The organism is Sphaerisporangium sp. NPDC049457 (genome assembly GCF_055586705.1).
This window is the reverse complement of the sequence record NZ_JBVJHR010000002.1, coordinates 60,530-73,201: the sequence shown is the minus strand read 5'-3', so window position 1 is coordinate 73,201 and position 12,672 is coordinate 60,530. Positions and strand designations below refer to the sequence as shown.

12 protein-coding genes are annotated in these 12,672 nt (G+C 72.1%); 9 read left to right on the top strand and 3 right to left on the bottom strand.

Annotation, left to right across the window (positions count from 1 at the left end):
- Positions 1-7 precede the first annotated feature (7 nt).
- The gene (locus ACZ6QO_RS03710) at positions 8-358 is read left to right on the top strand and encodes a hypothetical protein (RefSeq protein ID WP_465847343.1); all 351 of its coding nucleotides are present in this window, start codon (positions 8-10) and stop codon (positions 356-358) included.
- Between the two features lie 88 nt (positions 359-446).
- Here the strand turns inward: ACZ6QO_RS03710 and ACZ6QO_RS03705 are convergent, their stop codons facing one another.
- Entirely contained in the window at positions 447-1,361 is a 915-nt protein-coding gene (locus ACZ6QO_RS03705) for an SDR family oxidoreductase (protein WP_465847341.1), read from the bottom strand.
- Positions 1,362-1,628: 267 nt separating this feature from the next.
- Between ACZ6QO_RS03705 and ACZ6QO_RS03700 the strand changes: the two genes are divergently transcribed.
- From ACZ6QO_RS03700 to ACZ6QO_RS03685, 4 genes are all read left to right on the top strand, one after another.
- Positions 1,629-2,360, top strand: a complete 732-nt coding sequence (locus ACZ6QO_RS03700) for a TetR/AcrR family transcriptional regulator (protein ID WP_465847340.1) — start codon at positions 1,629-1,631, stop codon at positions 2,358-2,360.
- A complete protein-coding gene (locus tag ACZ6QO_RS03695) occupies positions 2,357-3,040 on the top strand; it encodes a DNA alkylation repair protein (protein WP_465847338.1) in 684 nt (227 codons plus the stop codon). The genes ACZ6QO_RS03700 and ACZ6QO_RS03695 overlap by 4 nt, the downstream gene beginning before the upstream one ends.
- Positions 3,041-3,193: 153 nt before the next feature.
- Complete coding sequence (locus ACZ6QO_RS03690) at positions 3,194-4,006, top strand: SAM-dependent methyltransferase (protein ID WP_465847336.1); 813 nt, start codon at positions 3,194-3,196, stop codon at positions 4,004-4,006.
- 162 nt (positions 4,007-4,168) lie between these two features.
- Positions 4,169-4,810 carry a MerR family transcriptional regulator gene (locus ACZ6QO_RS03685; RefSeq protein ID WP_465847334.1) on the top strand — a complete coding sequence of 214 codons (642 nt, stop codon included), beginning with the start codon at positions 4,169-4,171 and terminating at the stop codon, positions 4,808-4,810.
- Between the two features lie 19 nt (positions 4,811-4,829).
- On the opposite strand, the gene ACZ6QO_RS03680 is transcribed toward ACZ6QO_RS03685, so the two are convergent.
- Complete coding sequence (locus ACZ6QO_RS03680; protein WP_465847333.1) at positions 4,830-5,495, bottom strand: ThuA domain-containing protein; 666 nt, start codon at positions 5,493-5,495, stop codon at positions 4,830-4,832.
- Positions 5,496-5,681: 186 nt separating this feature from the next.
- Between ACZ6QO_RS03680 and ACZ6QO_RS03675 the strand changes: the two genes are divergently transcribed.
- The 3 genes from ACZ6QO_RS03675 (at position 5,682) to ACZ6QO_RS03665 (ending at position 10,277) form a co-directional block, all read left to right on the top strand.
- Positions 5,682-6,896, top strand: a complete 1,215-nt coding sequence (locus tag ACZ6QO_RS03675) for a serine hydrolase domain-containing protein (RefSeq protein ID WP_465847332.1) — start codon at positions 5,682-5,684, stop codon at positions 6,894-6,896.
- A gap of 238 nt (positions 6,897-7,134) precedes the next feature.
- The gene (locus ACZ6QO_RS03670) at positions 7,135-9,717 is read left to right on the top strand and encodes a serine/threonine-protein kinase (RefSeq protein ID WP_465847330.1); all 2,583 of its coding nucleotides are present in this window, start codon (positions 7,135-7,137) and stop codon (positions 9,715-9,717) included.
- Between the two features lie 206 nt (positions 9,718-9,923).
- Positions 9,924-10,277 (top strand): VOC family protein, encoded by a 354-nt coding sequence (locus ACZ6QO_RS03665; RefSeq protein WP_465847329.1) that lies wholly within the window; start codon positions 9,924-9,926, stop codon positions 10,275-10,277.
- 22 nt (positions 10,278-10,299) lie between these two features.
- Here the strand turns inward: ACZ6QO_RS03665 and ACZ6QO_RS03660 are convergent, their stop codons facing one another.
- Entirely contained in the window at positions 10,300-10,767 is a 468-nt protein-coding gene (locus tag ACZ6QO_RS03660; RefSeq protein WP_465847327.1) for an ATP-binding protein, read from the bottom strand.
- 296 nt (positions 10,768-11,063) lie between these two features.
- Here ACZ6QO_RS03660 and ACZ6QO_RS03655 point away from each other — a divergent pair, with 296 nt between their 5' ends.
- Positions 11,064-12,659 (top strand): hypothetical protein, encoded by a 1,596-nt coding sequence (locus tag ACZ6QO_RS03655; protein WP_465847326.1) that lies wholly within the window; start codon positions 11,064-11,066, stop codon positions 12,657-12,659.
- The last annotated feature ends 13 nt before the right edge of the window (positions 12,660-12,672 follow it).

Genomic DNA, 12,672 nt, shown 5'->3' with positions numbered 1-12,672 from the left:
GAGAAATATGACCACGGCCGTCGTGCTCGTCACGACGACGATGTTCGGCACCGTCGCGGCCGGGGGGCCGCCTGACCAGGATGGCAGGCAGTCGGTCAGTGCAGACCAATATCGAATCCTGACCCGCCAATGCCGCTATGCCAACACGGCGCAACTCCAGAACGAGTGCCGCGCGGAAGTCCAGCGCACGTACCGCGTCGGCGAACAGGCAGCCGATCTCGACTGCCGCACCTACTCCGGCGTCACCGTGTGCGGCACGCTCAGGCTCAGCACGCGCGAACGCCGGTGCGTGCGCGACTCCGTCATCAAGGGTCTTTCCTACCGCCGGGCGGAGGTGGAGTGTTACGCCTTCCTGTGACGGCCTGTCGCGGGCCGCTCCCCCATGACGGCGCCTGCCGCGCGGGCGCACCTGAGTGGGGCGCGCGCACGGCCCGCGGCGGCGCCGGTCAGCCCAGGGCGCTTCCGTACACCGGGTCGGGGATGGGGGCGTCCGCGAGCAGCTTGGCGACGGCCTCGCCGATCTCGCCGACGTTCCACCGCCCGCCCTTGTCGACGCCGGGCCCGTGGTGCCAGCCGGTCGCGATGGAGATCATGCCGCCCTCGACCTCGAACACCCGCCCGGTGACCCCGGCCGACTCCGTCGAGCCCAGCCACACGACCAGAGGGGCCACGTTGGCGGGGTCCATGATGTCGAACCCCGACTCGGGCGGCGCCATCATCGCCGAGAAGACGCGCTCGGTCATGCGGGTGCGCGCGGAGGGCGCGATGGCGTTGACGGTCACGCCGTACCGTCCGAGCTCGGTCGCGGCGGTGTGGGTGAGCGCCACGATGCCGGCCTTGGCCGCGGCGTAGTTGGCCTGTCCGACGCTGCCGAGCAGACCCGCGCCCGAGGAGGTGTTGACGACCCGGGCGTCCACGGGGCGGCCGGCCTTGGACTGCTCCCGCCAGTACGCCGCGGCGTGCCGCAGCGGCAGGAAGTGGCCCTTGAGGTGGACCCGGACGACGTCGTCCCACTCTTGCTCGGTCATGGAGACGATCATGCGGTCGCGCAGGAAGCCCGCGTTGTTGACCAGCACGTCGAGCCCGCCGAAGGCGCTGACGGCCGTCTTGACCAGCCGCCCCGCGCCGTCCCAGTCGGCCACGTCGTCGCAGTTGGCGACGGCCTCGCCTCCGAGGTCGCGGATCTCGGCGACGACGGCGTGAGCCGGATCTCCAGAGCGCCCGCCCCCTTGGAGGCCGGTGCCCAGGTCGTTGACCACGACCTTGGCGCCCTGCCGCGCGAACTCGATTGCGTGCTCCCGACCGATGCCTCGCCCGGCACCCGTCACCACGACGACCCGTCCCTCGCAGAGACCGCTCACTTCACCGTTCCCTTTTCTGTTAGACCACCGATCTTTTCCCCAAATCTGCTGATTCATGCCCTTTTGGGGGAGATCGTCATGGTGTGACGCGGCCGCCACGCTCAGTGCCCGGACGGCGCGCGCCGCCGGCCTCGTGCGACGCCGGAGAAGTGACCTTGTCCGACACAATAGCAAGCGCTTGGTCGCGTCCAGAACGTAGGGTGAGCAGGTTACTCATGCCGGTCGTCAGGTGAACAAGCGATTGCATGGAGGCCCATAATGGAGGACGTGAACACGCGTGAGAACCCCGGTGGCGCGCCGTCGGCGGCGGGTGCGACCAGCGGAATCCCCCCGCGAGGCGACGCCACGGCGGCCCGGCGCCAGGGCGCCCCCCGGCGTGCGGCCACGGCCGGTTCCGCCTCCGAGCGCCGCGAGCATCTCGTGAGGCTCGCCGCCGAGCTCTTCGCCCGCAAGGGGTTCCAGGCGACCACGGTGCGTCAGATCGCCGACGAGGCGGGCATCCTCTCCGGCAGCCTGTACCACCATTTCGACTCCAAAGAGACGATCGTCGACGAGGTCCTCTCGACGTTCCTGAAAGACCTTATCGGGCGTTACCGCGAGGTCATGGAGCGAGACGGCGACCCTCGCAGCGTCCTGTCCGAGATGGTGCGCATCGGCTTCGGCACCCTTGAGCCGCACCGCGCCGCCATCACCGTGATGCAGAACGACTGGAACTACCTGCGCTCCCTCCCCGGCGACCGCTTCGACTACCTCATCAAGGCCGAGGACGAGGTCGAGCGCATGTGGATCGGGCAGATCAAGCGCGGGCAGGCCCTGGGCCAGCTCAGGTCCGACGTCGATCCCAAGCTGACCTACCGCATGATCCGCGACAGCATCTGGGTGGCCGTGCGCTGGTTCCGCCCGGGGGGCCGCCTCAATACCACCCACCTCGCCGAGAACTACATCACCGTCCTGTTCGACGGTCTCGCCACGGGCGAGCGCACGAGCCAGAACGCATGACCCCTTTGCACAAGGCCGTCCGCACGGCCCTGGCCGATGCCGCCGATCCGGCCAAGGCGCCCGTCATGCAGGCGTACATGAAGTCCGCGATGCCCTTCCTCGGCGTGCAGGCCGTGCCGCGGCGGGCGGCGCTGCGCAGGGTGCTGGCCGAGCACCGCATCGACGGCGCGCCCGAGTGGCGCAAGACCGTGCTCGCGATGTGGCGCGACGCCGAGTACCGCGAAGAGCGGTACGCCGCGATCGAGCTGTCCGCCTTCCGCTACTACAAGCCGTTCCAGACCCTGTACACCGTGCCGATGTACGAAGAGATGATCGTCACGGGCGCCTGGTGGGACTACGTCGACGACCTGGCGATCAACCGGGTGGGGGCGCTCCTGCGGGCCTTTCCCGACACGATGCGTCAGCTCATGCTCGACTGGGCGCGCGACGGCGACCTGTGGCGGCGCCGCACGGCCATCCTGTGCCAGAACCGCTTCAAGGACCGCACCGACGTGGGGCTGCTGTACGCCTGCATCGAACCGAGCCTCGCCGACACCGACTTCTTCGCCCGCAAGGCCATCGGCTGGGCCCTGCGCGAATACGCCAAGACCGCCCCGCGGGAGGTCGTCCGCTACGTCGAGCACAAGGGTCTGACCGGCCTCAGCCGCCGGGAGGCCCTGAAGAACCTGCCGGCGGGTTGAGCGGGGCTGTGATTTCAGTCTTGTAACCGCACAGCCCCGAACCTGACGAAATGTCGTCACATGATCAATGCTGCCAGCCAATTCGTCTATATTCGAGCCAAGGGTGGTAATCGCGGGCGTTTGATACTGGACGACCGAGCCGAGGGGGCGTAGATGAGCGAGCAGGAGAAGGCGCCGCCGGGGATCGACCCGCTCACACCCAGTGTGGCTCGCATGTACGACTACTACCTCGGCGGCAAGGACAACTTCGCCGCCGACCGCGCGGCCGCCGAACAGATCATCGAACTCCTGCCCAGCGCCAGGCACGTGGCCCGCGAGAACCGCGCCTTCCTCGGCAGGGCCGTCCGCCACCTCGCCGACCTCGGCATCGACCAGTTCATCGACATCGGCGCGGGCCTGCCCACCAGGGAGAACGTCCACCAGGTGGCGCTGGCCCGGTCTCCCCGGTCGCGCGTCGTCTATGTGGACAACGACCCCATCGTGCTGGTGCACGCCCGCGCGCTGCTCGCCGACAACCCCCAGACCATCGTCATCGACGGCGACCTGCGCGACCCCAAGGCGATCGTGGAGCACCCCGAGGTCCGCGCCGCCATCGACTTCGACCGGCCCTTCGCCGTCATCCTGTGCGCGATCGTCCACTTCATCGAGGACGACGAGGAGGCCGCGAGCATCGTGGCGCACCTGCGCGACGCCCTGCCGCCCGGCGGCGCCCTGGTGCTGTCGCACGGGTTCCGCGATCATCCGGACGATCCGACGATCGCCAGAGCCGAGGCCATCTACGCGCGCACCAAGCGAGGACTGCGGGTCCGCGACCGCGAGACGATCCAGCAGTACTTCTCGGGCCTGGAGATCCTGGAGCCCGGCGTGGTCCACGTGGGGGCGTGGCGTCCGGAACACGATCTGATCGAGGACGACGACCCGGACTCCGGCTGCATCGGCGGCGTGGGCCTGGTCCCGGCGCGCTGACCTGAACGCCGCAGACCCGAACGCCGTTGCCCCAAAACGCCGCTGACCTGAACACCGCGGACTGGAACGCCGCGGGCCGGACATCTCCTCCGGCGCGCCGCTGATGACACCCCGCCCGACCTGTTGGATAGCCCTGCTATCTGGTGCAGGTACGATGCCCGCATGCGGATCTCCCAGCTCAGTGCCGCCTCCGGGGTGCCGATTCCCACGATCAAGTACTACCTGCGCGAGGGTCTGCTCCCGCAGGGCGAGCAGACGGGCGCGACCCGCGCCGAGTACGGCGAGGCGCATCTGCGCAGGCTGCGGCTGATCCGCGCCCTGCTGGAGGTCGGCCGCGTGCCGGTCGCCTCGATCGGCAAGATCGTGGCGGCGGTCGAGGACGAAAGCGTCCCCGTCCACCGGATGCTCGGCACGGCGCACTACGCCCTGGCATCCCCGGTCGAGAACGACCCGGACGACCCGGACGACGCCGAGCGGCGCGCCGCCCGCGAGCGCGTCGACCGGCTGATCGGCGACCTCGGCTGGCAGATCACCCCCGAGGCCCCCACGCGGGACGAACTGGCGCAGGTGCTGGTGCGGCTCGCGCAGCTCGGCAAACCCGCGAGCGCGGACGACCTGCGCCACTACGCCGACGTGATCATGCGCCTGGTCACGGAGCGCGAGATGGGCAAGATCCCGGTGGACGGCCCTCGCGAGGCGGCCGTCGAGTCGCTGGTGATCGGCACGGTGCTGTACGGAAGGATCTTCGACATCCTCAGGAGGCTCGCCCACGAATCCGAGTCCGCCCGCCTCCTCGGCGCCTGACCCGTCCGTCCGGGGCCGCTCAGTCCTGCGGCGGGTCGCCGAGGAGCCAGCGGGCGGCGCGGCGGAGGAGGGTGCGGTGCACGGGGTTCTCGTAGGACCGGACGTCGTGGCCGAGGGCGTCGTACACGAGCCGTCCGCCGCGCGCCTGACGGGCCCACACCAGCGGATGGCCCAGGGAGGACGCCAGCGGCCGCACCTCGGGCGAGACGTCCAGATCGCTGTAGACCTCGTCGATCAGCTCGAAGTCGCCCAGCCCATCGACGATCGGGTGCCCGCCATGGACCTTGACCTCCGCGGGTCCGAGCGGCGGGTGGTAGGAGGTGTCCCAGACCCAGGCCGCGCCGAGGAGCCGCCGCCAAGCGGGCCAGTCGTCGAAGCAGATCGACGCCGCGTGCACGGCGAGCACTCCCCCTCCCCGGTCGAGGTGGGCGAGCAGCGCCGCGCGGGCGGCGCCGGGCAGCGCGAACGGGACCGCGCCCTGGCTCCGCGACCAGCCGCCGTCGTCGTGGCAGCGCAGCGCGTTCACGGTGACCAGATCGGTGCGAGGGCCGGCGGAGAGCGCGCCCGCGATGTCGTCGGTGATCCGGGACTCCACCCCGGCCTCGGCGAGGACCTCCGCCAGCGCCGCGGACGTCGCGGGGAAGTCATGCGCCAGACCGCCGGAGAGGATCACGTTCGTCGCCACGCGCCCACCCCATCACGGAAGCCGCCGCCCGCGCCACCGCGGGCCGCCGCGCCCGGCGAGCCGCACGAAGGGGTTGCCTCCGGGTGGCGGGACGCCAGTAGGTTGGGGGACGCCAGACCGAGCGTCGTTCTGGTGAGACGCCGCCGGACGCGGCGACCGGACGCGCCGACGCCACCGGAGGTCTTGATGGGTGCTCACGGCCACTGCGACCCGCGGTTCGCCCGCGTGCGCGAGGTCTTCGAGGGCCACTTCGCCCGCGGCGAGGAGCTCGGCGCGGCGTTCGCCGTCCACCTCGACGGCGAACCGGTGGTCGACCTGTGGGACGGTGTCGCCGACCGGCACACCGGACGTCCATGGGAGCGCGACACTCCCGCCCTGGCCTACTCCTGCACCAAGGCCGTCACCGCCGCCGTCCTGCTGACGCTCGCCGAACGGGGTTTGGTCGACCTGCGCGCCCCGGTGGCGGAGGTGTGGCCGGAGTTCGCCGCCTCGGGCAAGGAGGCGGTGACCGTCGAGCACCTGCTCACCCACCAGGCCGGGCTCGCGGTCGTCGAGGGCGACGTGCCCGTCGAGGAGTTCGAGGACCAGCCCGCGATCGCCGCGCGGCTGGCCGGGCAGGCCCCGTTGTGGGAGCCGGGCACCGCCCACGGCTACCACGCGCTCACGTACGGGTTCCTGGTCGGCGAGGTGGTGCGCCGGGTCACCGGCAAGAGCGTGGGCGAGATCGTCGCCGCCGAGATCGCCGGCCCGCGCGGGCTGGACATGTGGCTGGGCGCTCCCCCCGACGTGATCAGCCGGGCCGCCCGCCTTTCCGCGGGCGAGCGCACGGCTCCGGCGGGCGGCGGACGGCGCGAGGCCGGGGGGACGCGGACGATGGCCGGGCCGCCGGGAGGCGGGCCCGGCGATCCGGTGTGGGAGCTGGCGCGGGCCTCGGCCGACAAGGACAGCCTGATGAACCGCGCGCTGTCCAACCCCAGCCCCGCCAAGCTGAAGGGCGGGGCGAACAACCCGGTGATCATGCGGGCGGGATGGCCGGCCATGGGGCTGATCACGACGGCGCGCGGCCTGGCCGGGTTCTACCGCGACCTGATCGCCGGCGAGATCATCGGGGCCGCCGCCCTGGAGGACGCGCTGCGGCCGAGGGTGAACGGCCCCGACCGGGTGATGTTCCTGGACAGCTCGTTCGGGCTGGGCTTCATGCGTCCCTCGACGCTCTTCCTCACCCCGCCCAAGGGCGCCGCCACGGCGTTCGGCCATACCGGGCTGGGCGGCTTCGTCGGCCTCGGCGACCCGCGGTACGGGCTGGCCGTGGCGTACACCATGAACAAGATGGCGAACGCGATGTCGGGGAGCCTGCGCGGCTACCGGCTGGTCGAGGCCGTGTACGACTCCCTGCCCTGACCGGCCGCGCCCGTCTCATCCCTCGGGCCCGCTTCGCCGTCCGGTGCCGGAAGACGCCGGGACGGCGAGCGTAGGCCGATTTGACGGAAAATCTGGTACGACCTGGTCTTATGCTGAACAGGCATACCTTCCGTAATCGAATCGTCACCGTGATGATCTACCAATTCCGTGACAACAGGCGTATCGGATGAGACCTTCGTCTGGGGAGCTAGGAGCATCATCACGCCGAGGGGACAAGATGGACGCCTGGTCCGTTCCGGGATACCGCGAAGAACGCGTGCTCGGCTCCGGTGGCAGCGGCCGGGTGGTCCTGGCCGTCTACAGCGGCACCGGCGCCCACGTGGCGATCAAATACCTCAGCGACGAGCTGAGATCCGACCCGCGTTTCCTGGCCGCCTTCCGCGAGGAAGCGCGCACGATGGTCGAGATCGGCGACTCCAACATCGTCCGCTTCTACGAGTACGTCGAGAGCCCGCTGGGCGCGGCCATCGTCATGGAGCTGGTGAACGGGGTCTCGCTCCGCAAGATCCTGCACGAGCACGGCACGACCAGCCCCGAGGCCGCGCTGGTCGTGCTGAAGGGCTCGCTCCTCGGCCTGTCGGCCGCGCACTCCGCCGGCATCGTGCACCGTGACTACAAGCCCGAGAACGTCCTGGTGCAGGCCGACGGGTTCAGCAAGCTGGCCGACTTCGGCATCGCGACCCCGTCCGGGCAGCCCGGCCTGCCGTCGGGCACCCCGCCCTACATGGCCCCCGAGCAGTGGAACGGCTCGCCCGCCGGCCCCGCCACCGACGTCTACGCCGCCACGTGCGTCTTCTTCGAATGCCTGACCGGGCGCAAGCCCTATCGCGCCGACCATCCGGCCGCGCTGAAGCACCAGCACCAGACGGCGCCGATCCCCGCGGACGCGGTGCCCGGCTCGGTCCGCGCGCTGGTGGTGCGCGGCCTGGCCAAGAACCCGGCCGACCGCCCCTCAACGGCGCGGGCGTTCGTCGGTGAACTGGAGTCGGCGGCGGTCGCCGCCTACGGGCCCGAGTGGGAAGATCGCGGGCGCCGCCACCTGGCCGAGCTGGCCGCGCTCCTGGCGTTCGGGTTCCCGCTGCCGCGACCGCGGGCGCAGGCCAGCACCAGCCTGGCCCAGACCGTGCTGCGCGGGCCGCTGCGCCCGCTGGGCCGGGTGCGCCACCCGGCGCGGGTGCTGGTCGGCGCCGGCATCGTGGCGGTGGGCCTGGTGATCGCGGTGCTGGCGGCCAACCGCGGCGGCACGCCGGTGCGGGACGTCGCGCTGGCCACGTCCCCGACCGCGCGGGCCGTCGTGGAGGTCCCGACGGGCGAGCCGTCGAAGGCGCCGGCGAAGGCGCCGTTCACCTCGGCTCCCGAGGAGACCGCCGGCCCGGCGGAGTCATCGCCGTCGCAGGCGGCCCCCACGTCTCCGGCGCCCGCGCGAAGCAGCCCGCGGAGCACTCCCGTGAGCTCCCCGGCGACGACGCACAAAGCGACCCCGAAGCCCACGCCCACCCGGACGCACACCCGGACGCCGACCCCGACGCCCACGCCCACCCGGACGCCGACTCCCACACCGACTCCGACGCCCACCCCGACCCCGACGCCCACCCCGACGCCCACGCCGACCCCGACGCCGACGCCGACGCCGACGCCGACGCCGACGCCGACTCTGACGCGCTTATCGGTGCGCGAGCTGTCCATCGTGGAGTTCGACGGGCGCGGTGCCACCGTGCGCGTGCGGACCTCGACGCCGCAGACCGTCACGCTGAGCGTCCGGTTCGCCGAGGGCTCATCTCCCTCCGACCTGTCCGCCGTGGCCACGCACACCTTCCCGCTCGCGGGGTCCACCCTCTACACCCGGCAGGCCGCCTACACCCCGCAGGCCACGACCGGATTCGCCCGTAAGGACGCCTCCGCGACCGCCGCCCCGGCCTGCGGCAAGACCGTCTACCGGCAGGTCACCGTGTCCACCTCGCCCGGCGCCCAGGGCGGTTCCCGCAGCCGGACGGTCGCGGTCAAGGGCGACCCCTGCCCGCCGCCCGCGGTCGGCGAGGTGTCCATCGTCCGCTGGAGCGGCGGCACCGCGCGCGTCAGCGTCCGCACCAACGGGCCGGGTGAGGTGCGGCTGGCCGCCGAGTTCACCCGCAGGCAGGGCGAGGGCTCGGCCAAGGTCGTCGACCGGGCGAGCCGCCCCCTGTCCGGCGACACCTCCTATTCGCTCTCGCTGTCCGGCGACCTCGGCAAGGTTCCGTGCGGCGAGACCGCGTACTTCGGCGTGCGGGTGACCACCCAGCCCGCCGCCGGGAACGGCACGCAGTCCAAGGAGGTCAGGGTCGACGGGCCCAAGTGCGCGCCGCCGAAGGTCGCGATCACCTCGTGGGACGGCGGCACGCTGAGGGTGCGAGTGAGGAGCTCCAGCCCGGACGCGGTGAAGCTGTCCGCGGCCTTCCAGCAGACCGTCACGGCCGGCGAACGCACGGTGACCCGCACCGCCGCCCGCCGGGCGAGCCTGTCCGGCGGCTCGGTGTACGACAGGGTGTTCACGGTGCGGTTCTCCAGCCCCCGATGCGGTTACGTGGACCTCAGGAAGGTCACGGTGACGGTCACCTCCGCCCTCGGGACGGCGAGCGACTCGGCCCAGCGCACCCGCAGAGGCCGTCCCTGCGCCGAGCCGACCCCGGAGCCCACCAAGTCCGACCCGCCGACGGACGAGCCGCCGGACAAGGACCCGCCGGCCGAGCCGTCGCCCTCCCCGTCGCAGGAGCCCAGGGACGAGCCCTCCGGCGATTCCGGCGACGGCCCCGTCCTCACCTGAGCGAGCGAGGGCCGGGCCTCACCTGAGCGGCGGCCCGGCCCCGCCTGGGCCGACGGCCCACCCCTGACCGTGGGCGACGGCCGTGGCGCGATCTCGGCCGCGGCCCCGCCGGCGGCGGGCGGCGCGGGAGTGCGCACGTGACCGGGTGCGCGGCGGCCGCCGTCCGAGAGAGTCTCGATGGAGACGATCTACCCGGTGGAGGCCCCGTGAGCGCGCGCGTTCAGAAGCTCGGCAACGTCCTGATCCCCGTCGACGACCTCGGCAAGGCCCTGACGTTCTACGCGGAGGTCCTCGGCCTGACGGTGAAGTTCAGGGACGGCGACCGGTTCGCGGCCCTGGACGCGGGCGGCGCGACGATCGCGCTCGCGGCTCCGGCGGAGCAGGTCGCCGGCGCCGTCACCGCGCCGTCCTACAAGGTCGCCGACCTCGCCGAGACGGTGGGCGAGCTGACGGCGGCCGGCGCCGAGCTGGTCAGCGGCCCGCAGGCCGGCCCGCACGAGACCAGGGCCGTGCTGCGCGACCCGTCGGGCAACGTCCTGGTGCTCTACTCCCCGCTCTGACCTGGCGGCACCGCCCGTCCCCTCACTCGCCGCTCGCGGCGGGCTCGGGGAGGTTCGGCTGACCTGGGAGGTGACGGAGCGGGGCGGCGGACGGACGGCGGGCGCGGGTGAACCAGATCGTCTTGCCGACGCCGGCCGGGAGCGGCTCGACCCCCCACGCGTCGGTGAGCGCGGCGACGATGCGCAGCCCGCGGCCGTGTTCGGACTCGGCGCGGGCCGGGCACAGGCGCGGCCATCCGGCGCCCCGGTCGGTGACCGAGCCGGTCACGGTGCCCGGGGTCGTCCCCAGCGCGATGTGCACGGGGGGGCCGCCGTGGACCAGGGCGTTGGCGAGCAGTTCGGTGACGACGACCAGGATGTCGTCTATCAGGTCGTGCAGGTCCCATTCGGCGAGCGTGACGCGGACCACCGCGCGGCACTCGGCCGTGACGCCCGGTTCGGCGCGCAGTTCCCAGCGAACCTCACGGGGACAGGACGGGATGCTGATCATGCTGATCCCTGGCCTTTCGCTCGGGGTGCATCGGCCGCGTGACGGCGCCCGCACCGGATCCCCCGATCCGGGCAACGGGGCGGACCTTTACCTTCCGGCGGGCGGCGTGGCCACCAACAGGCGTCGCCGCGGGGTGTGTCTGTAGGCCTGAACCCCTTATTTCGCGTGCGGGCGACCGGTCGTCGCAGAATCCGGCGGTCCGGTCGCCGATTACCGGCAACCCTGAGTAGTCAGGTGATTACTTTGGCTACTCTCGGTGTCGGCGATACGCATCCACGGGGGTCGGAGGGTACGCGATGCCACGTAAACCACGCAGCCTGAAAGAGGAGATGGACCGCCTCACCGCCGAGCTTCGCGAGCGGGGGTCGACGTGGACCGAGATAGCGCGGGAATTCCAGCGCCGCTACCGGCTCAACTCCCGCCAGGCGTTCCGCGAGGCGCACCGCTACACGCAAGAGCGCGTGGTCGACGAGTGGAAGGCGCTGTGGCCGTCCGAACCGTTCAGCGTCCGCAAGCTCGGCTCATGGGAGGCCTGGCCGGGGGCCAGCGGCAACGAGCCTCCGATGGCGGGGCTCAACCGACTGGCGCGCGTCTACGGGTGCCGCGCGTGCGATCTGATCGACGGAGAGGATCACACGGCGTCCGACCAGAACGCGAATGTCGCCCGCACGCGGGATATCCCGGCCACACCGAGTCCGGTTACCGTCACATTCAGTGACATAAGGGGCATTCTCTCGCTGCAACCGCCCCCCGGGCCGATCTCTCCAGAAGAACTGCGTGAACGAGAGTACGAGCAGCTCGTCCGCGCCTTCACCGATTGGGCAACACAGATGAACCGACGTGACGCTCTCGCCCTGATCGGCGCGGCCGCGACCTCGGCGTACGCCTCGCCGCGCCTCGACCGGGCGAGCGCCGACGAGTCGCAGCGACTGGCGATGGCCGGAGCCGATCCGAACAGGGTGGACGAGGCGACGCTCGGCCACATCCAGGCCGTGCTGCACCATTCCATGCGCCAGGACGACGTGCTCGGCCCGCACGCCGCGCTGGCCACGGTGCTCGCCCAGCAGCAGCTCGTCGTCTCGTTGCTCTCGGCGGGGGTGCCCGAGCGGATGCGCGGCAAGACGCTCTCCCTGCTCGCCGACATCCGCCGCTGCACCGCCTGGATGCTGTTCAACCTCAACGACTTCCGCGGCGCCGACTACCACTACGCGCGGGCGCGCGACGCGGCCCACCAGGCCGACGACGACGCCATGTGCAGCATGGTGCTGGCCAACTGGAGCCAGCTCGCCACCTGGCGCGGCGACCCGCGGCTGGGCGTCGAGCACGCGCTCGGGGCGCTCGCCTGGGGGCAGCGGGCGGGCAGCAGGTTACTGTCGGCCTACGCCTGCGACGTCGGCGCCCGCGCCTACGCCGCGGTGGTGCGCCGCTCGGCCCGCGGAGAACGGCGCAAGGACCACACGCGTTGCTTCCGGTCGGTCGACCAGGCGCAGCGCGAGTTGCACGGAGCCGCCGACGACGACCCCGGCGCCCGGCTCGTCCCGTTCTATGGGCAAGGCCAGTACCTTTCCACGAAAGCCGGCTGCCTGCTCGACACCGGTGATCCGGCGCAGGCGCTCCAGGTGGCCGCCACCGCGGCGGCCGGCATCGACCCGGCGTTCGTCCGCAACGCCGCCTATCTGCGCCTGAAGACCGCCCAGGCCCACCTGGAGCTGCGCGAGATCGACCAGGCGTGCGAGCACCTCGGCGAGGCCGCCCGCCTGGCGGGGCACAACACCTCCCCCCGCCTGGTGCGGTCGGTGGTCGAGACGCGCGAGAAGCTCGGCCCCTGGCATCGCACGCGCAGCGTGGCCGCGCTGGACGAACGGCTGCACGCCGCCCGGCTCATCGCCTGACCGTCCGCCGCCC

Excerpts from the sequence above, each read along its gene's own strand:
- ACZ6QO_RS03710 (WP_465847343.1), top strand. The coding sequence starts at position 8 with ATGACCACGGCCGTCGTGCTCGTCACGACGACGATGTTCGGCACCGTC.
- ACZ6QO_RS03695 (WP_465847338.1), top strand. The coding sequence starts at position 2,357 with ATGACCCCTTTGCACAAGGCCGTCCGCACGGCCCTGGCCGATGCCGCC.
- ACZ6QO_RS03690 (WP_465847336.1), top strand. The coding sequence starts at position 3,194 with ATGAGCGAGCAGGAGAAGGCGCCGCCGGGGATCGACCCGCTCACACCC.
- ACZ6QO_RS03685 (WP_465847334.1), top strand. The coding sequence starts at position 4,169 with ATGCGGATCTCCCAGCTCAGTGCCGCCTCCGGGGTGCCGATTCCCACG.
- ACZ6QO_RS03675 (WP_465847332.1), top strand. The coding sequence starts at position 5,682 with ATGGGTGCTCACGGCCACTGCGACCCGCGGTTCGCCCGCGTGCGCGAG.
- ACZ6QO_RS03670 (WP_465847330.1), top strand. The coding sequence starts at position 7,135 with ATGGACGCCTGGTCCGTTCCGGGATACCGCGAAGAACGCGTGCTCGGC.
- ACZ6QO_RS03660 (WP_465847327.1), bottom strand. The coding sequence starts at position 10,767 with ATGATCAGCATCCCGTCCTGTCCCCGTGAGGTTCGCTGGGAACTGCGC.
- ACZ6QO_RS03655 (WP_465847326.1), top strand. The coding sequence starts at position 11,064 with ATGCCACGTAAACCACGCAGCCTGAAAGAGGAGATGGACCGCCTCACC.